Origin of the sequence: Paenibacillus sp. FSL K6-2524 (assembly GCF_038005525.1) — a bacterium.
Lineage (GTDB): Bacteria > Bacillota > Bacilli > Paenibacillales > Paenibacillaceae > Fontibacillus > Fontibacillus anaericanus.
Map to the genome: position 1 here is coordinate 3,778,793 of NZ_JBBOSP010000001.1, position 22,952 is coordinate 3,801,744.

At 38.3% G+C, this 22,952-nt stretch carries 22 protein-coding genes; 8 read left to right on the top strand and 14 right to left on the bottom strand.

Annotation, left to right across the window (positions count from 1 at the left end; all coding sequences use genetic code 11):
• Positions 1 to 121: 121 nt before the first annotated feature.
• The 4 genes from NST85_RS17310 to NST85_RS17325 all read right to left on the bottom strand — a co-directional run bounded on the left by NST85_RS17310 (position 122) and on the right by NST85_RS17325 (position 8,790).
• Positions 122 to 331: a hypothetical protein gene (locus NST85_RS17310; RefSeq protein WP_341189944.1), complete on the bottom strand. Its 210-nt coding sequence runs from the start codon at positions 329 to 331 to the stop codon at positions 122 to 124.
• Between the two features lie 370 nt (positions 332 to 701).
• Positions 702 to 1,076: a PH domain-containing protein gene (locus NST85_RS17315; RefSeq protein WP_127190642.1), complete on the bottom strand. Its 375-nt coding sequence runs from the start codon at positions 1,074 to 1,076 to the stop codon at positions 702 to 704.
• Between the two features lie 275 nt (positions 1,077 to 1,351).
• On the bottom strand, positions 1,352 to 6,103 hold the full coding sequence (locus NST85_RS17320) for an endo-alpha-N-acetylgalactosaminidase family protein (protein WP_341189945.1): 4,752 nt from the start codon (positions 6,101 to 6,103) through the stop codon (positions 1,352 to 1,354).
• 53 nt (positions 6,104 to 6,156) lie between these two features.
• On the bottom strand, positions 6,157 to 8,790 hold the full coding sequence (locus tag NST85_RS17325; RefSeq protein WP_341189946.1) for an Ig-like domain-containing protein: 2,634 nt from the start codon (positions 8,788 to 8,790) through the stop codon (positions 6,157 to 6,159).
• 407 nt (positions 8,791 to 9,197) lie between these two features.
• Between NST85_RS17325 and NST85_RS17330 the strand changes: the two genes are divergently transcribed.
• The 3 genes from NST85_RS17330 to NST85_RS17340 all read left to right on the top strand — a co-directional run bounded on the left by NST85_RS17330 (position 9,198) and on the right by NST85_RS17340 (position 11,559).
• Positions 9,198 to 10,058 (top strand): helix-turn-helix transcriptional regulator, encoded by an 861-nt coding sequence (locus NST85_RS17330; protein WP_307395441.1) that lies wholly within the window; start codon positions 9,198 to 9,200, stop codon positions 10,056 to 10,058.
• Between the two features lie 222 nt (positions 10,059 to 10,280).
• Entirely contained in the window at positions 10,281 to 11,210 is a 930-nt protein-coding gene (locus tag NST85_RS17335; protein WP_341189947.1) for a GNAT family N-acetyltransferase, read from the top strand.
• Between the two features lie 34 nt (positions 11,211 to 11,244).
• Positions 11,245 to 11,559, top strand: coding sequence for a CD3324 family protein (locus NST85_RS17340; RefSeq protein ID WP_127190647.1), 315 nt, complete (start codon positions 11,245 to 11,247; stop codon positions 11,557 to 11,559).
• Positions 11,560 to 11,816: 257 nt separating this feature from the next.
• Here NST85_RS17340 and NST85_RS17345 read toward each other — a convergent pair whose 3' ends face one another.
• Both NST85_RS17345 and NST85_RS17350 read right to left on the bottom strand, forming a co-directional pair.
• The gene (locus NST85_RS17345; protein ID WP_341189948.1) at positions 11,817 to 12,293 is read right to left on the bottom strand and encodes a GNAT family N-acetyltransferase; all 477 of its coding nucleotides are present in this window, start codon (positions 12,291 to 12,293) and stop codon (positions 11,817 to 11,819) included.
• Between the two features lie 96 nt (positions 12,294 to 12,389).
• Complete coding sequence (locus NST85_RS17350; RefSeq protein WP_341189949.1) at positions 12,390 to 13,328, bottom strand: helix-turn-helix transcriptional regulator; 939 nt, start codon at positions 13,326 to 13,328, stop codon at positions 12,390 to 12,392.
• 87 nt (positions 13,329 to 13,415) lie between these two features.
• On the opposite strand from NST85_RS17350, the gene NST85_RS17355 reads away from it, so the two are divergent.
• A complete protein-coding gene (locus NST85_RS17355; protein WP_341189950.1) occupies positions 13,416 to 13,859 on the top strand; it encodes a VOC family protein in 444 nt (147 codons plus the stop codon).
• A 624-nt stretch (positions 13,860 to 14,483) separates the two neighbouring features.
• Here NST85_RS17355 and NST85_RS17360 read toward each other — a convergent pair.
• Both NST85_RS17360 and NST85_RS17365 read right to left on the bottom strand, forming a co-directional pair.
• A complete protein-coding gene (locus tag NST85_RS17360) occupies positions 14,484 to 15,860 on the bottom strand; it encodes an MATE family efflux transporter (RefSeq protein WP_341189951.1) in 1,377 nt (458 codons plus the stop codon).
• Positions 15,861 to 16,140: 280 nt separating this feature from the next.
• Entirely contained in the window at positions 16,141 to 16,578 is a 438-nt protein-coding gene (locus tag NST85_RS17365) for a MarR family winged helix-turn-helix transcriptional regulator (protein ID WP_341189952.1), read from the bottom strand.
• 176 nt (positions 16,579 to 16,754) lie between these two features.
• Between NST85_RS17365 and NST85_RS17370 the strand changes: the two genes are divergently transcribed.
• Positions 16,755 to 17,087: an antibiotic biosynthesis monooxygenase family protein gene (locus NST85_RS17370; protein ID WP_425464315.1), complete on the top strand. Its 333-nt coding sequence runs from the start codon at positions 16,755 to 16,757 to the stop codon at positions 17,085 to 17,087.
• A 54-nt stretch (positions 17,088 to 17,141) separates the two neighbouring features.
• On the opposite strand, the gene NST85_RS17375 is transcribed toward NST85_RS17370, so the two are convergent.
• The 5 genes from NST85_RS17375 to NST85_RS17395 all read right to left on the bottom strand — a co-directional run bounded on the left by NST85_RS17375 (position 17,142) and on the right by NST85_RS17395 (position 20,481).
• Positions 17,142 to 17,381: a hypothetical protein gene (locus NST85_RS17375; protein WP_127190652.1), complete on the bottom strand. Its 240-nt coding sequence runs from the start codon at positions 17,379 to 17,381 to the stop codon at positions 17,142 to 17,144.
• A gap of 314 nt (positions 17,382 to 17,695) precedes the next feature.
• Positions 17,696 to 18,433, bottom strand: coding sequence for a metallophosphoesterase family protein (locus tag NST85_RS17380; protein WP_341189953.1), 738 nt, complete (start codon positions 18,431 to 18,433; stop codon positions 17,696 to 17,698).
• Between the two features lie 211 nt (positions 18,434 to 18,644).
• Positions 18,645 to 19,256 carry a hypothetical protein gene (locus NST85_RS17385; RefSeq protein ID WP_127190654.1) on the bottom strand — a complete coding sequence of 204 codons (612 nt, stop codon included), beginning with the start codon at positions 19,254 to 19,256 and terminating at the stop codon, positions 18,645 to 18,647.
• The gene (locus tag NST85_RS17390; RefSeq protein WP_127190655.1) at positions 19,249 to 19,842 is read right to left on the bottom strand and encodes a TetR/AcrR family transcriptional regulator; all 594 of its coding nucleotides are present in this window, start codon (positions 19,840 to 19,842) and stop codon (positions 19,249 to 19,251) included. The genes NST85_RS17385 and NST85_RS17390 overlap by 8 nt, the downstream gene beginning before the upstream one ends.
• 264 nt (positions 19,843 to 20,106) lie before the next feature.
• Positions 20,107 to 20,481: a hypothetical protein gene (locus NST85_RS17395; RefSeq protein ID WP_127190656.1), complete on the bottom strand. Its 375-nt coding sequence runs from the start codon at positions 20,479 to 20,481 to the stop codon at positions 20,107 to 20,109.
• Between the two features lie 219 nt (positions 20,482 to 20,700).
• Between NST85_RS17395 and NST85_RS17400 the strand changes: the two genes are divergently transcribed.
• Together NST85_RS17400 and NST85_RS17405 are read left to right on the top strand one after the other, a co-directional pair.
• The gene (locus NST85_RS17400) at positions 20,701 to 21,129 is read left to right on the top strand and encodes a PH domain-containing protein (RefSeq protein WP_127190657.1); all 429 of its coding nucleotides are present in this window, start codon (positions 20,701 to 20,703) and stop codon (positions 21,127 to 21,129) included.
• Positions 21,130 to 21,261: 132 nt separating this feature from the next.
• Complete coding sequence (locus tag NST85_RS17405) at positions 21,262 to 21,669, top strand: nuclear transport factor 2 family protein (protein ID WP_127190658.1); 408 nt, start codon at positions 21,262 to 21,264, stop codon at positions 21,667 to 21,669.
• A 64-nt stretch (positions 21,670 to 21,733) separates the two neighbouring features.
• Here NST85_RS17405 and NST85_RS17410 read toward each other — a convergent pair whose 3' ends face one another.
• Positions 21,734 to 22,051 carry a hypothetical protein gene (locus tag NST85_RS17410; RefSeq protein ID WP_127190659.1) on the bottom strand — a complete coding sequence of 106 codons (318 nt, stop codon included), beginning with the start codon at positions 22,049 to 22,051 and terminating at the stop codon, positions 21,734 to 21,736.
• Between the two features lie 388 nt (positions 22,052 to 22,439).
• On the opposite strand from NST85_RS17410, the gene NST85_RS17415 reads away from it, so the two are divergent.
• Positions 22,440 to 22,922, top strand: coding sequence for a hypothetical protein (locus tag NST85_RS17415; protein ID WP_341189954.1), 483 nt, complete (start codon positions 22,440 to 22,442; stop codon positions 22,920 to 22,922).
• The last annotated feature ends 30 nt before the right edge of the window (positions 22,923 to 22,952 follow it).

Here is a 22,952-nt window from a genome sequence, read left to right on the forward strand (position 1 = left end):
ATATACAACTTTATATAGATAAGGAGCTGATATTGTTTCCTTTTCTATAATACGCACCGCAGGAAGTATAAACAACTCGAATTCATCTTCAATCTAATATTCTCACATAACTCATTATCGATTAGTTTCTGTTATTGAATACTATCAGTTTGTTTAAATCAACCATGATCGAGTCGTAATCCACTTCATCAATCTCAAAAAGATCAAGTTCTTTTAAATTAGCTCGTTGACAGGATTGACAGTGGTTTTTACTATCACTTAACAAACTTCCACCAATCAAACTTCCAAGTATAAAATCTAAACCTTGTACTACTAAATAAAAAGTACTCATGGTACTTCCTGGTTCAAAAGTGAGACCCTCATATCATATATTCACCATACTCAATACCAATCATGTTATTAATGCCAAAATAACTCCAAAAAGAAAGTTTCTTTTTACTAGCTTTTTCCCCATTTTCATAACCCAGTGGTAATAGCCGAACGCAGCAAGTCCCCCTAAGGCTAAACTGCCTACAGGGATACTAAATAGAATTGTTAAGCTATGTACTTTAAAATTAAATAAAGAAATAGATAGTAAAGCAATAAAAACTCAGAAAAAACATTCAAAAGAACTGGGTAAATTCCCAAAGATTAATAATACAAAAAGAGCAAGTCTCCAACCAGAAGACTTGCTCTGATGCCTTTATACAACTCTAACGGAATCAGTCCTTTAAAATCGCGTATGCGATTAGCTTATCGAACCTGCGGATGTCCACTCCCTTTTGCAACTTCACTTTGATATGACCCGCCCGTGTCCACAATTCAACCTCAGCATTAACATCAAGAAACTTCCCTGCGTTCTCAGTGGACCACATATTAATAGAAGAATAAGGCAATGAGTATATCTCCACTTTTTTGCCTGTAAGACCTTGAACATCTTTTACGATCAACCTTTTATTAGTAAAAATTGCGTTGTCTCGGAAGGTTTTATATGCAGCAACCGCAACTTCTCCGGTCACCAACAAATCTGTAATATCTTCGGGGATGGGACACTCTGATACCAAAGTCCATTCTAAAATACGTTGACCTTCTGCCATCTAATTAACCTCCTAATGATATGGTTTTTCAATATGCTATCATTCGACAGTAACACTAATTTCCCTTCTATTTCCATTGTACAAATGATTAACTTAATTAAAATAGACGCTAACTTATTAAGCCTTTTCTACGACAATGCAACATATAAATAAAAATGATACAAATGAAAACCCGAGCCTTAGATTTTCATCCAAGGCTCGGGTCCCATGTAGGGGATCAAATTCAGACCCTCTAAATTGTTTGATATTCCTCTAATTCTTTAGTCCCCATTTACCTAGTCCAGATATGTCAATAATCTGTTAAACAAAACTGCTGCCTCAGCCCGGATCAGATTGCTTTTCGGATTGAGTTTTTGATCAGGTGTTCCTTGCATTAGACCTAACTCAATGCAAATAGCCAATGCTTCCTTGGACCAACTTCCAGCCTGATCCGCATCCTTATACTTAGAAAGTACTTGCTGCATCGTATCCGAGACCTCTGGCAATTTCCCTTTCATTTCAAGCGCTCTTACCATTATAACAGCCATCTCTTCACGGCTTAGAGGTTTCATAGGTTCAAACAAATTACCTGCATACCCCTTAAACAAGCCTGCATCCGTTGTGGCACTAACATCATCCTTGTACCACTTGTCTTCTGGTACGTCTTTAAATGATGTTGAGCCACCAGCCTTAAGACCAAGAGCTCGTGTTAGCATCGCTGCGATTTCAGAACGGTTTATGGTCATATCTGGCGCGAATTTCTGCTCGGTTATGCCTTTAATAATGCCTCGGCTCGCAAGAGCTTCAATATCCTTGTTCGCCCAGTGACCGACTGTATCCACAAATTCCTTAGGCTTGTTGATACCCGTTTCCGGCTTGGTTCCCGTTTCGTTATCCTTATCGGACCCATTATTCGTTCCTGTGCCTGGATTTGGAGTAGTCTCTGGTTTCGTACCAGTGCTTGGGTTTGATCCAGTGTCCGGGTTTGATCCTGTTCCTGGATTCGTACCCGGATTGCTGCTGTCCTTCGCCTTGACTTTTACAGTTGCAATTGCGTTAATGTCAGTCCCAATGACCGAGCCTTTCACCTGGAAAGTACCCGCCTTTGCATAATGAGAAGGATCAATCGCTTCCCATACAACTGTAGCCTTCTGTGTCGTTTGATTACTGAAGGTCACGGTTACTTCTGCCGGCAGTGTCGGTGCAGAGCCAGCTTCCGTTTCAACCTGTATATCCTCAATGGCTATAATGTTAACTACTGATACAAGACCCTTTATTGCATTTTCTAGTTCAACTCGCGCCGCATCTAGTGAAGTTACCGTAGCGCTTGGATCATTGAGACTCTTCTGAGCTTGATCCAAAGCTGTAGCCACATTTGTCCATGTTTCAGATGTATAATCCGAACTCTTCAATGTAAGGGCATCGTCTATCGCTTGCTGAAGAAGCTCTTTTGAATTATCCACATCATTTGCTTTAATGTAGAAATCATCCAGAATAAAGGCATAATCAGAAGTAGGACTACCTGCACCTTTGGACACCATTTTGAAAATTACTTGGTAATCATCTTGATCTCCTGTTGTAAAGTTTTTCTGGAAGAGATTATAACTCCCATCTTCTCCAGCTTTATTACCAGGATTAGCTAAAGTACTAAGTGTTTCCTTAAGCACAATTCCCCCTGTGGAGCGTGATTGTACAGAAACCTCATAATCTGCATATTTTTCCAATGTGTAAATAAAGCCTAAATCATATTCTGTATTTGGTTGCAATTTCACGCTGGATTCATTCGTTTTAATTAATTTACCAACATCTGTTTCATTAATTTTTAATGAATTCTCTCCATCCAGAACCCAAGTCATAACTGGACCCACTTTGTTCTCAGATGGTTGAACGATTGGATTATTGTCATGGGAATTACTTTGATCGGTTGTAATATGAATTTGTCTATCCCCACCACCATACTCAAAAGGTCCCCAACCTTCGTACACATTTTCAAAATCCTCATATACAACGTAGCCCTTATTCGTAGGATCCTTCTCTACTGTCGTATGCTTCCAAATGCGAGCATCATCAAATTGTACAGTTCCCTCTCCCGAATCAGCTACAAGCTTAATTGTGGCGGTAGTAACGCCAGCAGGAACCTTGAATTCAACATTCATTCTTTGCCAATTCGTATCCACGTACTTGAAAGATGATTTATGAAGACCATCCATCCCAGTTACATCATTGGAATAGGTTTTACCATTAACTGTAACCTGAAGTGAGGATTTTCTTCCCTTCTCAGTCTGGGTCCACACCCCGATGGTGTAATCCTGACCAGGCTGCAGTCCGGTAATCTCCTGCGATAATACACCGGCTTTACTTCCGACCTCTACGTATCGATTCCAATTCGATTTGTTCATTTCCTTGGTAATATCATACTCAACATCACCTTGCACCGTCTTAATTGCAATGTTCTTTGGATCATCAACTGTCCATGAACCTGAAACATTAAACAGCTCTGAATTGAAGGCAAAATCCTTGATCAGGCTGCCCTCTCCCCAATTACCTGCGTTAGGAACCAAAGTTAAAGCGTCAGCAGTTGCTGGATACAATACATAAGGCGTATTTTTCTTTGCCTTGTTAATAGTAAGAGATCCATTCTGAGCAACAAGAGTATCGATTAGTACTTTACCTTGTTGGGTCAACTCGTACATTTTAAACTGAGTCACATCTTTAAAATCATCCGTCAATTCCCAAGTGGTCGCGTTACCCGTTGTATTCCAGTGGTACAGCTTCGCACCATCGTTAACGCCTAAGGTGTCATTTGTTTTAACATCCCAAACCCATGGAATTAAAGAGTTAGCCTCACCTGTATGACGCACTGATTCATCGGTAGTCGTCCCCGTATCTTTCCAAGAAGAGATCAGCTTTCCGTTCTTGGACAACTCAATCATACCGGTGGACTTATTTCTCTTAGAAACTACTTCGTTATCAAAATTCACTTGATCCTCATCATATTTCAGCACACCGAAATGTTGCATATACTTCGTCGGTAATACTTCATTGAAGAATACCGTTACACCCTGCTGTACATCTGGTTTGGAATCCCCCCAAGTGGTCACACCCGGGATTTTTTGTCCTTTAAATAAAGCGTTCCCTACAAAAATATCCAGATTGTTCTTCACCATTCTAGAAAGGACACTTTTGTTCCCTTTATTTGGATATCCCAAGTCTGGCCCCCAGTGTACAAAATCGACACCCGGCTCCATCGGACCAGAAAATTCTGTTCCAACTTTAATTCCTAGGTCATTAGCATATTGTAGCAATTTAAAAGCGTTGTAGTCATTGCCGGTATACACGTCTATATAGTAGAAATCCAACGTAGGATCATTTGGATCATTTGGATCCTTCGTGAGATTATATAGATTTGTGAAACGTGATTTCAGTTCACCACTCAGGACATCCTTCGTTTGATCTACATAATATGCCGTATCGATCCAATCCCAACCTTTGGAGAGCTTATCCGTCGTCGGTCCATTAGCTGTAGCCCCAGTTAAATTGGAGTAATCCAGTTCGTTGGCATCCAGCTGGTACTCTGTTGCATTCAAATGCACACCGACGCTTAGGTTGTACTTATCTCCCTCATCAATCAAATAGTTGAAATCTTCCAATCCACCTTGTCTTACACCAATATTGGAGTAGGAAGGAATATCATCATCATGCCCTTCCGCCTGATAACCTTTATCAAGGATCATCTGTCCAAATCCGTCTGTATAGTTATACAGAACTTTACCTGTATCCAAAGTATTCAAGAACGGATCATTCGCTTGGCTTGCAAAGTTGAATGCAATGTACATCATATTATTCTTCATATCCTGCGCACCAAACGGCTCAACGTAAATTTCCGTCCGGTAAGCAACAGCCGCATCCTGCCAATCCGTTTTTCCGTCGTTATTGCGTTCTCCAGTTACGACCACTTCATACCATGGCAACTCTTCAGTCTCACTGCTTTGAAGATGGCGATAAGTCCAACTGCCTGGCTTCACAGTTACTTTATTGACAAGTGGTTTCTTCTCTGTGGTGATAATTAATTTATTACCACCGCTCATTACATTGTCCTCTACAGATGCACCAAGGCCATCTCCACTTACCATAGCCATCGTAATACCGGATGTACCGCTTTGCTTCATAAGAGACAAATCATCAACTAATTCTTCTGAGACTCCATGCCACTCACCATTTGACTTGCTCCATGCATACGTTGCATCTTTCATCGAACTATTCACATGAATCAGAGAATTGTTCATTTGGATCGAACGCACTAAGAAATCTGAGGTTTCGGTAACTTTATCGATTTCAAAACGGACTACATTGTTCGCCTTGACCTCAAGATGCCCATCAATCACAACGCCGATCTCATCAAATGTCATCGTGTACAGATATTTACTATCGCTCTCTTTCTTCGACACTGTACGTGGTACATAATCCTTATTATTAATCTTCAAGCTATTCGTTTGCTCCACGTCAGCCTGTAGCATGTGATTATCAATTTGATAATCTACAATGCCTGGAAAATCTTTATAGACCGTAACTGTCAGTCCATCTTTCTCAATCGTATCTGTCTCTTGCGCCAGCTTCAGCTTAGGTAGTGACTCCAGCTCTACAATTTTCAAATTACTCACCGTCATAGTCTTCGCTCCATACCAAGAACGAAGACCAAACCAACCTGGCACAACGGTCATCGATTCTTCAGATACGGAACCCATATCCGTAGCTACGCCATCAGGAACGGTAATGGTGAGACTAATCGTAGTTCCTACCAAACGAAGCTCAATATGATAGTTTGTATTTTCTTTCATCTGATAAATGTTCGGGAAGGACACCTCATTTCCGTTACTTGCTGAGATTTTCCACTTCCCATTAATATCATGAACAACCCCTACATATTTGTCCGCTGCCGAACCTCTTAATATGAACCCATATCGTCCACCATCTGCTCCAGCGGACACATTCGTTTGATAATCAAAAGTTACAATCTGATCAGCGAATTTAGGGCTATCTTTATCCACTGCTAATGAAACTCCTGGCATATTCAGTTGAATTTGACTATTTCCATTAGAGATCACCGTTGGTTTACTGCTATCAAGCGGACCCCAGTTCTGGTAGAATAATCTGGCGCATACACTCGAATCTCTTCTGCAGTGATTGCGTCAATCTTAACCTGGATCGCTTGGGTTCCAGAGTTATAAATTCCAAATGATCCTGAAGTATAGCCACTTACAGTTACACTGCCAACCATAATTCCATTCACATATAGACTCAGTTCGTTCTCAATCTTTTGTACACGTAACGTGTAATCTTTATTAGATGCAAGTGCTACAGCACTGCCAATGGCAATGGCAGCGTTACTACCATCCAGCTTGTATTTCCAATTCCCCGGACTTTCCTCATAAATCGCGATATTGCCTAATTTAATCCCCGCAACTCCATCGGACTGCATTTTAACTTGATATATGCCGTTAAGTACTGGAGTTACATCTTTATTGACAGCAATGATTCCCGCATCAATTGTCCCTAGCAAATATCCATTTGAAACTTGCGCTGTTCCATTAATCCCTTCCCAATTCACGATCGAATCGCCTTCATAATATTCTTCATAGCTCATTTTATCAGCATGTGAAGAAGACGTATTCATATCGAAGAATTCTTCAGTAAAGACAACATTATCGATATAAATGAAATCTTGGGCAAATACTCCAAAACGCCCTTCTCCAAACTGTCCTGCCGGTAAGTTGGCTTGCAATTTAGCACCATTAATACTTAAGGTTACGGATGAGTCGGAATACTGAAGACCAACTTTGTTCCAGATATAAGGTGAAGGAATCGAATTGTTAGCATCAGAAGCGACAAAATCAGTGCTGTCCCCACCCTTATTCAACAACACCCACTTCGAACCATCATATTTAACAATAGCACCATCGCCAATTGCAAATCCGATAACTTTTGTTGCAGGTTTAACATCCAACATATATGTCGCACTTTGTAAGGACGGTGCATCCATGTTCATTACGTTGCCATTGATATTAGAAAATTTTAATACCCGATTACTGCCTTCTGTAATAATAGTAGCATCAGCACCATTCCAAGTACCCTTAATCCCATCTTCGAAATCATTACTGTATTGTACAATTTGTTTTGGTTCAATGATCTGATTCGTATACTGTACATTGTCGATCTGTAGTTCTACAGTGCTTCTGATGCGAAGACCGAAGCGCCCAGCTGCTTCAGAAAATTTATCAAAGGTAATGTCGCCAATCAACTTTTTATTCATATATACCGTTATCGTCTTACCATTAAAATTGAACATGAGATTGTTCCAGCGCCCTTGAATCGGATAAGGAATCTCTTGCTTAGTTCCCCAACCCGCATTGGCCTCTGGGATCCAGCTACTTGGATCAACCCCGAGTTCATTGAAGATGCTAGCTGAATCATTCATTCTGAAACCAAAAGCAAATCCTTGTCCACTACCCAGTTTGTCTGGATTGATCAGTTTGAAGTCTAACGAAAGTGTACCTTGTTGAATCTCTGGTGAGTCTAAATCCACGCCTCGTTCGCTTGACCCTTTTTTGAGGGAGAGAACTCTATTCCCCGTAGTTAGATCCGTCACGACCGTTGCATTTAACCCTGACCAATGAGGGGTATAACTCGGATCTTCATAATTTTGAACATAATCAACAATGTTCGAAGGTTTCTCCTTCGTCCCTACTCCTTCAATACGTAAACTCTTGATGGCAATTTCTCCTGTTGCATAGCGCTTATACAGACCTATCTGGCCTAATCCTGACAACTGACTCAATAAATCTGTATCCTTATTGTAATAAGTCACACCATCAACATTGACAAGAAGCTTCGTACCACTGAAGCCGATCTGAATGTGATAATCCGTATCCATTTTGAGTTCTGGTCCATTAAATGTTTCCCAGTCCCCTGTACCATCCGGACTCTGAATAACCCAATCCGTTTGGGCATCATAACGGATAGACAATCCTTGTTTACTATCATTAGATCCTAGAACAAAACCAATATTACCTTGGGTTGTACTTGTATAACGCATCGTTGTATCAATGATTCCCGCGGACAACCATGGAGCTTTGTCCCAAGTTGCTACAGCTCCACTACCTCCTAAATTACTAATCGCTACTGTCAATCCGTTATTTACAGAAGTTGTTCCAGATCCATTGACGAAAGTCATAGCTTCCGGTTCCATAGACTGATAATTATTCGTGTAGGATACAACTTCTTGATCATCTGGAACATTATTCTTTAAATCATCTAGGAATGTATCTATATCTACATTTCCGGTAGTTGCCTTACTCTTTTCTAGCACAGTAATTATAGCTTCAGCTTTAACACTCGTTCCTTCTGCGCTGCCCTCTACGTTAAAAGTCCCTTCCTGCGCATAGTCAGAAAGTTCGATCATTTCCCAGCTCACTATAACTTCTGTGGTGGTGTTGTCACTGTACACTGCTTCCACTACCGAAGGGAGTTCTGGTTGCTCACCAACGTATGTTTCAATCTTGATCGGAGGGATACTTTCGATCGTTTTTTCTTGTGCTAAAATCGGCAAATCACCAATTTCTCCTGCTGTAGCATAAGCAGTACTACTTGGCAGTATCATCAACTGACTTGAAGCTACTAACAAAACCATCATCCAAATAAATAATTTGGATATCATTTTTTTATTTTTTTTCCGCACCAAATCATTCCCCCTCATTAGGCTATTAAATAAAATTACCTCACATGATAAGTAAGCGTTTGCAAAATTGCTGTAATAAAAAAACACTTCTGCTCCTTTGGATGTTAGGGTGTTAGACTCCTTTCCGAGTAATCATTTGAAACTTTAGTAGATATATAGGATGACTTCCACAACATATTACTTTTTTGATTTTATCAATTTGTGCTTTTATTAGCTTTCAAAAAGCAACCCAAAACAGACGAACTGTTTGAAATACGGAACTAAATTCAGAATTTGATTAAGTAACTTGGCACGTACTGAATAGTTTTATTTTTTATCTGTCCACTTGACAGGGATATGACCACCCTGCAAAATAAGAAACAATCAGAAATCATGATCATCTTTAGAACACTATCGGGGGGATTACTGTGAAGAGAGATGTTGAACTCCTATATCATGGGCTAGAACAAAACATGATCTATAATGCATTACAGCGCACGCTGAAGCCAGGATATTTCTTTGGACCCCACTGCCATAGTAATGTGGAGATTTGTTTAATGAAAGAAGGAGAATGCGACATCATTGTAAATGGTGAAGCGATTACCGTTCACAAGGGTGAGCTAATGGTCATCTTCTCTCATATGATTCACTCTTTTCATGTAAAGTCGGATCAACCAGCAGTTTTTTTACAAATTCATTTTTCTCCGGAGTGCTTTATAGCTACAGACCAAAAAGTCAATGAAAGCATAAAGTTCTTGCATTATATGACAGATGGACATAGTGCTTATACTTTTCATTCATTTACGGATCAGCTTTTATCGTGTGTTGAGCGAATTTGCGAAGAAACGAATAATGAAACAGGTGTGTATCACGTACCACTGGCTAATATTTATATTTACGAAATGCTGTTTCTACTTTCTCGCGAGATTGAACAGAGTGTTCGCAAAGTGTATAGCGTAGATAATCCCATCGCAATTCGAGCTATCCATTTCATTAATCAAAATATGGAAAATAATATTTCACTTGATGATGTAGCTCAGAACTGTAACGTAACAACGAGGTATCTATCGAAAATTTTTAAAAAATATGTCAACATAACGGTAAAAGACTACATATGTATTGCTAAATTAGATAAAGCCATGAATTATATATGTAATACAGAATTCTCAATCACAGAAATATCCTCCAAACTCGGATTTTCAAGTGCACAATATTTCTCAACAGTATTCAAGAAATACAGTGGCGTCACGCCAAAAGAATTTAAAAATCTCCGTACTAAGGATATTTAGGTTTGTGATTATGCAAAAAAGGAGCTCCTCAAAAGTAGATCTTTCTACTTTTAGGAAGGCTCCTTTTTCTACGTTTCACCGCAAGCAGACGAGATAACAAGTCTTGACTTATTAATGCAGGTAAAAATTGAGTGCAACTGTTTTTTACCTGTCTTTTCAACAAGCCGCTTGAGATAATAACAATAGAAAGTTTCCTTCCAAAATATCCCGGAGGTGGTCCACGTGAAAACGATTAAAAGAATTACTTCAGATACAATAAGTGAGTTTTCTCAAAAGATTGAACATGCTAAAGAGAATTTCATACCTATGTTACCCTTTGTAAAAATGCCACTGCATGATTTTGATAGATACAAATCTTACAGTGACAAAGGAATTTATTTGATTGATTACATCGGGGATGAGTATTGTCTATACCATCTTTATCATTTAAGTGAGGGGGATGATACTTTAAGAGCAACGTTAATTCTTCCATCCAATTGGGATAAACGGTTTGAAATTATCGAACAATCTATTCCGAACATTAAAGAATGGTTTGTGGAAGAAGATGACTCGAAAAAGTTTATCATTCAATCGCTTGAATATGGTGAAATTGAATATTATCCTACGCTTTCCCACTATTTAATTCCTACCATTGTTAGAAACGGATATGAACCAAAATATAGAATGTATATGAAAAGGGATGGGAGTCTACCCCTTCCTCAAGTAACTGATCTCGATGAGGGCTTATCAGAAACTAATTATTCGCTTGAACTTCTAGATGATGTTACAAACTTCTACTATGCATCTACTAACAACTATCGCTATTTCACAAATTGTACTCATGATGAATTTCTAGAAATGCTAGAACAAGATTTCACTATTCGAAATTCAAAGTTTATTACCGATGATCAGGGTAATATTGTGGCTGGTATTATTGTAACTCAGGACTCCGAGAAAGTATGGATTGATAACTTCACAGTAAGTCCTGAATATAATAACAGCCGTATTGGTAAATACCTGTTAAGTAAGACAATTATAGATTTGTTCAACAATTGCCCTGACGAGACACTTTATATTTATTTAAATAGAGACTGTTATGACGCGATTTCGGCTTGTGAGAACAATGGTTTTGTTCCGTTTGAATTCTGGACGGACATGATTTTCGAGCGATAACATCCTTTTATTAGCACTAATGGAGGTCTATTTATTGAATTATAAAAATGCTAAAGATATATTTCCTCCCGAATTGTTAAGAGAGATTCAAAACTATGTTCATGGCGAGAGAGTATATATTCCGCAATTGGAAAATGTGAGAACCGATTGGGGTAAGAAAAGTGGTTCAAGACAGGAGATCACTTTCCGAAATAATGAGATTTCAAAAAAGCACAAAGATGGATTAAGTATTGATGAATTATCAGAACTCTTCTGTTTGAGCAGTGAGTCCATTCGGAAGATTGTCTACAAAAACTTGAAAATTGCAAAAAACTGCATAGAAGGAGATTTAAATGTCGAAGAATTTTAGAGGTAAAGGACTATATCACTTACCTTCCAGAGGAAGAGGAACATGTCCTGTTTGTAAGGCAACGCGCATCAAAGTATTATATACACTTATGACTCAAAATGGTGATAGATTAACTGTATGCAAGAGATGTCGTTATAAAACAGTAAATATTTGATGTTACAGACGCCCGAACATTGATGTTTGGGCGTTTTTATATTTGGGATTAGTCTGAGATTCTTATTATCTGTTCATTACTCTATAAAGGAAAAATTGATGTCTTACGCCCAATCTTTAGCCATTTTTATAAACTGATATGTATTGCCTCGTATGTTATTTTCAAATTCTCCAATCTTTCTAAATCCTACATTTTCATATAATCTCATAGCCCGTTGATTAAAATCCACAACCGCTAATTCTAAATAATTATATTTTAATTCAACTCTTCCTTGTTCAAGAATAGTGTTAACAAAATCAAAACCCGTTCCTTTTCCTGTTAGTGAGGGTTTCATCTGAACACCTACTGCTAAAATCCCTTCTCCATCGTCACCAACATCATAAAACTCACAATTTCCTATTAACTCATCATGTTCATTTATTACAGAAAATGCTCTTTCTGAATCAACACTATTGTAGAATCCTGCGATTTTCTCTTCCTGAATATTATTATCATAAAATGAGTATATCCCTTCGAAAGTCCAATTAATAAATTCTTGTACATCTTCTATTGTTCTTGTTCTAAGTGTATATGTCGTCATCTGGACAGCCCCTTTTGTTGGAAAAAAATGATAATCCGAGTGTAGCATAGATAATATTCACTGAGAACAACTTTCTACTATTCTCAAGCTCATGTTCTATAAATTATCCAGTACATCTTTATAGTACTTTCTTAAATGTTCCTTTAAGATAGCAGGTTCTATTATGTTTATGGACTTACCAAAGCTAACAAGATATTTAACTATAAACTCAAGTTCATTTGGCTCATACCAACCAACAATATAGTTACTTTTATTCTCGGTGATTAGCTCCATAGATGGGAACTGTTGCTGTTGAAAATGCTCTACCCCATCTTGATCTATTAAACACTTGAATTCAACAGCCTTTTCAGAAGGTTTCCAGAGCGAATGCGCATTGTGAACGTGAATCTCCTGTAAGTCAATTATTGGTTCGATGTCCGTTATTTCCACAGAAGTAATGCGATCACAGCGAAAAACGCGATAAGCTTGTTTAGTTACATCATAAGCCTGACAGTACCAGTATCCTTTCATTGCATAAATAGCGATTGGCTGAATGCTACGAGTTCCTTCTCGTTGAGGTGTTTGATAACTGATATTTAACACTTCATTTTTAATAGCAGCGAGCAATAAAGTTTCTAAATGTTCACTTTCTTTGATTTGCTCTGTGTTTCGAAAGATTACCCGGTCCTTAATTCTTTCAATATGTTCACGTTGTTTTTCTGCTAATGCGTTTATAAATTTCTCATGGATTGAATGAAACGATACTTGAAAAGGTAGATCTGAAAAGCTGCTTAGTGCCTGAATTGCAAAATAAAGCGCATAAATTTCTTGGCTGTTAAAAGAAATCGGGGGTAATGTCATTTGATTTAGTAGATAATAACCTCCATACCGACCGTATTCCACATAAATGGGTGCACCAATCTCCTCTAGCGAAGAAATGTCTCGTAATGCAGTTCTTTTAGAAATATGAAATTCCCGCATTAAATCTTGCAACGTAAACCGTTGTTTTTGATTGATAAAACGTAGCATTTGATTTAAACGTTCTGATTTTTTCATAAAAAGACCTCTTAATGGTGCCCATTTTTGTCACCTTTATTCTATATACTTGTTAGTGTAATAAAAATTTATTTGGGAGGCAATAAAATGAATTTTGAAGTAATTCCATTTCTATCGTTGAATGGTCAAGGCGCCGCTGCTATTGAGTTTTATAAGAAATATTTAGGAGCGACTGTTCTTTTTAAGAAAAACTATAAAGAGATGAAAGAAATGAATCCTAATTTTATTTATGAAGAAGGTCAAGAGGAGTATATTACACATTCCGTTTTACAAATCGGTACGAATAAGCTAATGCTTGCCGAGGAATCAATGGACTCTACAATGCCTTGGCAACTAGGTAATAGTTCATCTTTATGTATTCAGTCTCAAGACAAAATCGTTATTAAAAATCTCTACGACTCACTTATACAACATGAAAGAGTCACCATATTAGTACCTTATGAAGCCAATATATTTAGTCCAGGATATGCCATTGTCCGAGATCCATTTGGAGTAATTATTCAACTTTGTGTAACCGTACATGAATTTTAATTACTGTTAGCAAGAGATTTCAGAGTATTAAAGTGAATTTGATGTTACAGAAGCCCAAACATTCTTGTTTGGGCTTTTTTAGGGTTCAATCTAAAAATCAGTGTTTGACAAAGACGAATACAACAGTGGAGTTTTGGAGGAATGTGAACAAGCGAAGCGTTCACCTTTAAAGGAGGATTTCTACCCTATAATGTCCAATTCAAGAAATCCTCCTTTAACTGTGATGGCAACATCCTCCAAAACGTAACGCTGCTTCCCACTATAGGGTCAAACAACCGCTGATTTTAGTTTTGAGCCTTTTTTTGTTCGCGTAGTAAGTCTATTCAAAAAATAATCTACATAAACTTAGTAGGCACAAATAATTGTATAGAAGGAGCTAATTTATATGTCAAAAAATCATAGAGGAAAAGCATTAAGTAAATTACCTTCCAGAGGAAGAGGAACATGCCCTGTTTGTAAAACAAAGCGCATCAAACTACTATATACACTTCTAACAGAAAATGGCACTAAACTGACGGTATGCAAGAGATGTCAACATAAAACAGTGAGTGTTTGAATTCACGACGCCCGAACAATTTTGTTTGGGCGTTTTTATTTTTGTTAAATGGCTGGTATTCCTGCATTTCATCCTTCTGCTACTTCTATCTCTGGCGTAACATTAAGTCTTTTCCGCAACAAGTAGATGAGCACACTACCGACCGTTAAGGCCATGAAATCTGCAATAACTAAGGACCATATTACACCATGGAACTGAAAATAATGCTTCATTACAAACAATGTTGGAATGAGGATACTTCCCTGTGCAACAGCCATAGCGAGCGCAGCTATGCCCTGTCCCGTAGCCTGAAAGATACCACTGATTAAGAAGGTGAATCCCGTCAAGAATAATGAGAAGACGGTTACTTTTAGAATGAAACTACCGATCGCGATCAACTCAGGATCAATCGTAAACATCCCGACGAAATGATTGGATATGGAGAACAAGATCGAGCTACTCAACGCAGCGATGACAATAATAACAGCTGAAGTGAACAGAATAATTTGTTTCATACGTTTCTTATTTGAGGTAAAACAATAAGCAATCACGGGGACAACACCCTCACTTAGTCCCATAATGATAAAATCGGGAATTTGCATAAGCCGAGAAGATATTCCATAAGCAGCTACAGATGTATCTCCATAAATGGCGAGAAAATGGTTAAAGAATAAAGCGGTTATGGACATAAACACACTGAGTAAAAAGACTGGAATACCGACGCCTAGGATGTTACGAATCATAACCAAAGTTACCCGACATGCCTTCCAAGACAACGTTAAAAATGTGCTTTTACGATGAATGAACTGCATATAATACAGGGCAGCTACGAGGTTAGAAATTATAGTGGCGGCGGCAATTCCTTTCATCCCCCAGTCAAGCCCAAAAATAAAGATGGCATCCAATAGGATATTCATAATCACACTTAATATCATGCCATACATAGATACTTTCGCTGCCCCTTCGGATCTAACTGTTTGTTCCAGCGCGAAATTTATCATAATAATAGGTGCTCCGATGAGCAGAATGGTTACATAATCCTTTGTATAGAGAAAGGAGGTCGCACTAGCACCTAATCCATTTACGATGGTACTAATAAACGGAATACTAATCAGACATATAACGATGCCTAAGAGGAGAGTACCATAGAAGGAAAAAGCAGAAACTTGCTTCACACTTTTATAATCCTTCTCCCCTAAAAGCCGAGATATATAAGTCCCCCCACCTACACCGATCAGATTACCAAATGACATAAGGATCCCAATAATCGGAAAGGCGAGCGTGATCGCCGTTAACATCTCAGAGTTATGCAGAAACCCGATGAAATACGCATTTATCAGGGAATAGATGACACTTGCTGACATCCCTAAAATCATAGGAATACTAAAATGAGCAATTGTTTTGTGGATAGGAGCTTTTTCAAAATAATAAATATTTTCGTTTGATTCAGTCATGGCCTGTTCCATGTTTATCCCTACTTTCAAAAATAAATTGTTGCTAAGCTTTATTAATTAGACTTCTAACTAAATTATGTTAGATATCTAACTTATTTCACAAGAATACATGTTGATCGTCGTCCACTCCTCATATCAGTTTCCAATACCCTCCTTTTCCTTCGTGCATCTACAATATAATCGCTCTTTATAAACTGAATTTAAACTGGATATCAACTTTTCTTGAAAGGAATCTCCGGATCGTTCGACATATAGTTAGATATCTAACTAAATATCGAAATAGATGAGTTTATTACATTAAATTTGTTTGTTCATCAAGATTTAAATTGACCGTTTTGAGCAGCGCAAATAACTTTTCCTGGTCTTCATCGCTTAATCCCTTCATCATAACGTTCTCCATTTGAGCGAAGAAAGTATCAAAATCTTCGATAAGAACTCTCCCTTTTTCTTGCAGGCTAATAATTTTTCTGCGCTCATCCTTCACATCGGTCTTTCGCTCAATAAACCCATTCTTCTCCAGATTATATACGATACTACTGATGGAAGAACCTTTACGATTAAATGCTCGTTCTAGATCCTTCTGCGAAACACCCTTCTCTTCATGATGGTGCACATATTCAAGCAGTTTAGCTTGTTCGAACGTCAAACCATATGCCTCTAGCTTTCTATCTGCATAGTTCTTTGTTTTATGACCAATGGCACGCACCTGATACTGCAGAGTATTTTCCATATCCATCAGCAACCTCGCAATCGTTAGATTTCTAACTAATAATAAGTGATGTTAATTTCCATGTCAACTTGATTCATACTTTCTAATTCAATTCTTTAATTCACCTTTAATCACCTATGTTATAGAGATATAATCAATCTAGGTACATAGTTTGAACTTAAAAGGAGATTAACACTTTGGAAAAATTGGTACATGGAACAAAGAGATCTTGTTACGCAGTCATTTTTTCAAGTCAACGTACTTCAGGGGACCAAGGTTATAGCACAATGGCTGACAAAATGGATAAACTTGCATCCCAGCAACCCGGCTTTTTAGGAGTAGAAAGTGTAAGGGATGATTCAGGATCTGGCATTACCATTTCCTATTGGGATAGCTTAGAGGCAATAAGTAACTGGAAGAAGAATCAATCGCACCTGGTTGCTCAAGAGAAAGGCAAACAAGAATGGTACGAAAATTACTCCGTCAAGATCTGTAAGGTCGAAAGAGAATATTCTTCGAGCGGGCAATAATAGTTTCTCCCCCTTTGCGGGGGATTTTTCATTGTAATATTCTTTATTGAGATTCTACTTGCTATTAATCGTAAAACCTCGTACTTTCATCCATTTCCCAGCAACAAATTCATCGATCGTCCCCGTCTTAGATCTCAGACAAAACCGATGCTGTGTCCCTCTATCAAACCCCGTCGCTTCAAAAATCAAGTCATCACCGATTTGTTCCTTAAAATAAACCTGTTTCAATCCCAATCTATTTATCATCTCAAGTTTTATATTCTCAATTAATGTGCGTGAATAAATTTTAGCCATATGTGTTCCTCCTAGTAGTAGTTGAAATATTGAATTATTCATTAATCATTATGGCTTAGCACCAAAGTCAATGATTGAAAAAATGTATAGTGTAGATCGATGACCGCTACGCGGACGGATTATCCTTACGATCGCTGTTGCCTCCAAATTTGTTTGATTATATAGCTATAGTGGTATAAATTTGGAGGCAAAGCATATGCTTCCGAAGTAGCTTTCCTCTGGAAAGCTTTTAGCCGAACGCTCCGCTTCTTCAGGACAATTCCGCCCTCTCCGCTCTGATCTGCCTTTGCAAGCACTGATTATGGTTTATAGCCTTATTTATGATCCGAAATTTCTTCCTCATTCTTCTTCACAAAATAAGTCTTATAATCTCCCTCTTCACTGATCTCTAAGCAGTTTAATTTATAACCAAACACACAGCCACCATCAATGCCTATTTTGTCTCCGATTGGACTAAACCAAACATCTGCCGACTCATGAAGATTAACTGCGGGAGTATGACCGAATACAACTTTCTTATCTAATTTGGTTGCATGATTAAAGAATGAATCTCTTATCCAAATAAAATCGCGTAATGATTGACTTTCTTTCCAATTCTCATGTTCTGGATTAATTCCAGCATGCACAAAAATATGACGATCCGTTTCATAATACAGAGGTAACGATTTCAGAAATTCTAGATGATGGGGATAATTATTCTTAATAAATTCTTTTCCTTCTATATATAAGTCCCTTCCAGAGCTTTCATCGGAAAGATCTAGATTACTATAACTCTCAACGGTTTGAAAAGCCCCATTTCTTATCCACCGTGCATCATCTTCTTCATTTTCCTTGTCAAGTGCATCCACCATCATCTGATCATGATTGCCTCTAAGAGCGATGACACCCCACTCTTCTACTAACGATTTCACTTGCTTTACTACATCTTTGCTCTTTAAACCTCTATCAACATAATCCCCTACTAATATAAGTTTATCTTGCTCGGGCTTATAATCCACATTTTTTAGCAATGCATTAAACTCATCATAACAGCCATGTATGTCGCTAATCACTAAAGTTCTGATTATAATCCCTCCTACCCATGACCAAGATCAATATTCCAATCTTAATAGATTTATAATACTTATTTGTAAGGTTGCTGTACACAACTTTTACATTACGTGATTTCGTTAATAAGACTGAAAAAGGTAACCCCGATTGGTAAGAGTTACCTTTGTATGCTGATTAACCTTCGAGTCAGTGTGGCATTACGTCTGTCTCAATTCAAACTGAAGCCTCTTCTTTCAGCCGATAAAAGTGTATAGCAGACAAAATCATAATCGGTATAAAATAAAGGCACCAAAATTGTAGCGCAATAATTCCCGAGTTGTCATCCCCACCTGCTTTGAAAATATTAAGCATTGGCATGAGCACACAAATTGGAAAAAACACACCGTGAATTAACATCATTGCTTTCATGATACGATCCTTCTTATTGACCACCTTTATTGTAAGCCCGATCAAAAATGTCGATAAGCCCATCAACCCATACCCCATGATGTCAAACCCGAATAACCAGCTACCAGATGTGAACGAAATTGCATCCAGGACAACATGATCAGCTGTTGCATAAGCCACCGTAGTTAGCTGAGTATAGTAAACCAAATTTGTAAAAACAGAATAAATCACGGCGATGGCCACTCCTCCGAAAGCAAGAGCTCTTCTATCCTTTGTCGCATAACTGGCGTATGAACAGCATGTCAGAACATAGGCCCAGCTCAAAATGAGGCAAGTACTGTAGTTCAATAGATCATTTTTTAAGAAGAGCCCAATCAGAAATAGGATGATACATAGTGCAGCTACAGCAGATGAATATAGCCCTAGTTTTCTATTCATTTGTATCACCACTCCCAAATAGTTTGTCCACCATCAGATCAATAAACGAATCACGTTGCTCTTTCATGTTGAAATCATACCCACAAATCTCTGTAGTCATGTCTTTCCTCAAAAAAGCAGACTGAAGTACTGATGTTAGAGCAAATGCCGAAAATTTATCACTCTTTCTGAGAACACCATCACTATTTACTATGACTGCAGTAAGACCTTTTATCGTCTTCATTGTATTGTCATTTACAGCGGGACGAGCTTGATCGGCCAAAATTGAAATTCTGGACAATGCTTGATTTCCCATTAAGAAATCCGCTACCATTTTCACCACACTTTTCAAGCGTTCGTTAGTATTTAAGTTTGAATTCAGCTGGGGTCTGAAGTTGTCTGTTACATCATCAATAATTTTCTGTACACACACTTCAACCAGGTTATCTTTGGTCTGAAAGTGGTAGTTAATTAACCCAACACCAACACCGGCCTTTTCTGCGATCATCCTTGTAGTGATTTCATCCATATTTCCGTTACTCTGCATGATCAAATCTGTGGTGGCTCTAATAATCGCTTGCTTAGCCTCGTCAGACTTCTTAATCACAAACCCCTCCCACAAACTGAATGACGTTCTGAACGATGTTCAGTTTTATTATGTACTGTATCACCAATGAGGTCAATACAAAATTTTACATTCCTTCTTTGTAACCTCATCAGCTACACATGGTTAATAGAGAAAAAGCAACTCACCCCTCTGACGAGGAACGAGTTGCTATTTTAGTTGTTCATTCGATCCTACCATCTCAGATTACATATTCCACAATACTGAGACTTAAATAACTATCTCCATGGCACCTTCTAGCAAGCATTATTGTCTTATGACGAGGATGTCCCGTGGCGGTCTACCACTGCTTTGAATTTGGGAAATTTCATTATTCGTAAGATTGCGGCCTACCAAAATGAACGAAGATGTGACATTGTTGAAGTTAAAATTACTCAAGTTCGCCACGCTTTGGCTCCCACGGAATACACGGAATGTTCCCTGAAAGTTAATTCCCGAAAAAAGTACTAGCGTTACTTCAGAGCTTTGAACCACATTTCTGAGTCGGAAACTCGAGAGAACGTTGTTAAACCGAAACGCTCCCAGATCACGAACCGCAACTCCTCCACGTCTAAAAATGATTCTTCGAACTGAAAAATTGTTGCCGGACCAAAGTGTAAGACGTACATCACTGTTTGCCAAATATATCACTCCTTTTCAAAGGTTGATATAGTTTATTACTAAATTCAAAGAATGGAATCCGACAAATCCACCCGTATAATAGTCTTTTTTTTAGGAACTCGCTTACTAGATAAAGAACATAAAAAAAGCCGAATAATCCTTACTTTCAAAGAATATCAAATGAGTAGTACCAAAAGTAAATTGAACATTAGGGTGATATTACAATCAGGAGGGAAAACGATGGCTAACTTGTTTAGCGGCTTGATGGGAAATTATTCAGAAGTGTCCATTCCCGAATTAAAGAGCCACTACGGGGCTTATCTTATGCCCGATGAACAAATTCACATGGGCTTCAAACTGATCCGCGACGCGTTCATAATTACGGATGACAGATTAATTCTAATTGACCACCAAGGAGTTACTGGGAAAAAGACTCGTGTTGCATCAATCCACCTTAACTCGATTTATGAGGTTGCTATGGAAACGGGAGGCACCGGCTTCGATGATTGTGAAGTCACCCTTCACTACATTACCTCACCCTATCACAAGAGCAACAATTTACAGACTGCTGCCTACAAGTTTGAATTCGGGAAGAAATTCAATGTACAGCCACTATATTCGGCATTGCTCAGTATTGCCAATGAGAATCTCAAACGCCTGAACTCCTAATCTTAATAGCTATCCAGACATAACGATGTCCCTCTCCAGAATACTGGCGGGGATATCGTTTTGTTTATTATTTTGATCCTATGCTAAAATGAAACGACCTAGGATTTCTATAATAAAAGGGGCGTGGGAAATATGGATCATAATAAGTCCGACATAAGAGAAATTCAAATCATATGTGCTGAAGATTGTGGAAACGCACCAAAGAAACAATTACTTAAGGATTTCAACATAGCCTTTGCTAGAAACGATATAGGCTTTATCCTCGAGAATATCACGGATAATGTGAAATGGAATCTCATCGGTGATAAAGTTATCCAAGGGAGATCTAATTTTGCCGAAGAGCTGAAGCAAATGAACAATATAGGGGCTATAGAACTCGAGATCACTAACATCTTAACGCACGGTAACACGGGTGCAGCTCACGGTATTTTAAGATTTGAGAACCTAAGTTACGCTTTTTGTGATGTATATATTTTCAGCAGTTCAGCAAAAAATGCAAAAATCAAAGAAATTACTTCGTACAATATTGAAGTATCTTAACCCTGTTAATAGATACCTATGAAAATGACCGCCTGGCTGATCACCAGAACGGTCATTTGCTTGTTTACTCGTGCGAGCTCATTTTATACCCACTTAGTGAACTCAAAGACGATTTGGAATTTCCCCGTGATTTTGTCATCGGGGGTGTTGGCGTTTCAACGTTTGTTCTATGTAGTATTTCTCTCAGGAACTCATTGTTTTCTTCTAGCAACTCCAGCATCATCCCAAGGGCAATAAATAAGATACCCGAAATAGCCCCACTGATCCACCATGATAAGGTAGGTATCCAATGAAACCCATCGACTAGAATCCCGAGCACAATACCCAATACAACTCCAGACACCATGAATATTTGCCCCATCACAATTAACAGTCTAGACAATTTGATCCCTCCACGAAAGTTTTGAAAAGTCGACTCATCCCAGCACGCTAATCATAACATGTAGTGGTTGGTGGTGCAGGGTAGAATTGTATGCAACTATCCCCCTGCGTTTAGCGTATAAACTATACTACAGTCGAAAGGATGAACCGCTATTGTAAATTTGGAGTTATCCAAAAGAAACAAAATTAGCATTGTGTTAATCATACTCTGTATCATAATTTCGACAGTTCTCATTACTATTTTAGCCAATACTTATTTCTCTGAATCCATATTTTATATAAACCAACATAAGTACAAACAAGAGAATGCACATAATAATATGGTAAAATACCACGCCAGATCAGATGCCCCGTCCGTCGAAGTCAGTATCAATGACCAGAACAGGAAAGTGTCGATCAATAATGAGGAATATTCTATTCTTAATTATAAAAGTGTAGCCGGCAATACATTTGAGGTAAGTTACCCAAGTGGACATACATATGAAGTTGTTGATCAATCCGGATTTTTTATGGCTTATGACGAAAAGAAGGAATACGTCCCAGAGATATCTTTATACGTTAACGGTGAAAGGATTCTCCAAGAAGGCGACGAGGAATACTATCCTAGCGAACTCGTTGTCGCTGCTTATCCTGAGTACCATACTAAACAAGGTAGTCTTCCCTTCTTTATCTTATCTTTCTTCCTCCTAATTTACGGTTGGTGTGGATTCCGATATGAGAAATTTCAAAACTTCCAGTTTCTTCTCTCGCTACGCTGGATTTGGGTGAATGATGCTGAGCCAAGCGACTTTTATTATTTCATGTGTAAGGTAGGCGGAGTTCTCGTCATGATTGGATCCGTTGTGCTCGCGATAAAATCATTATTCATGTAGGCAAAAAAAGGACATTCCCGGCCCCATTAC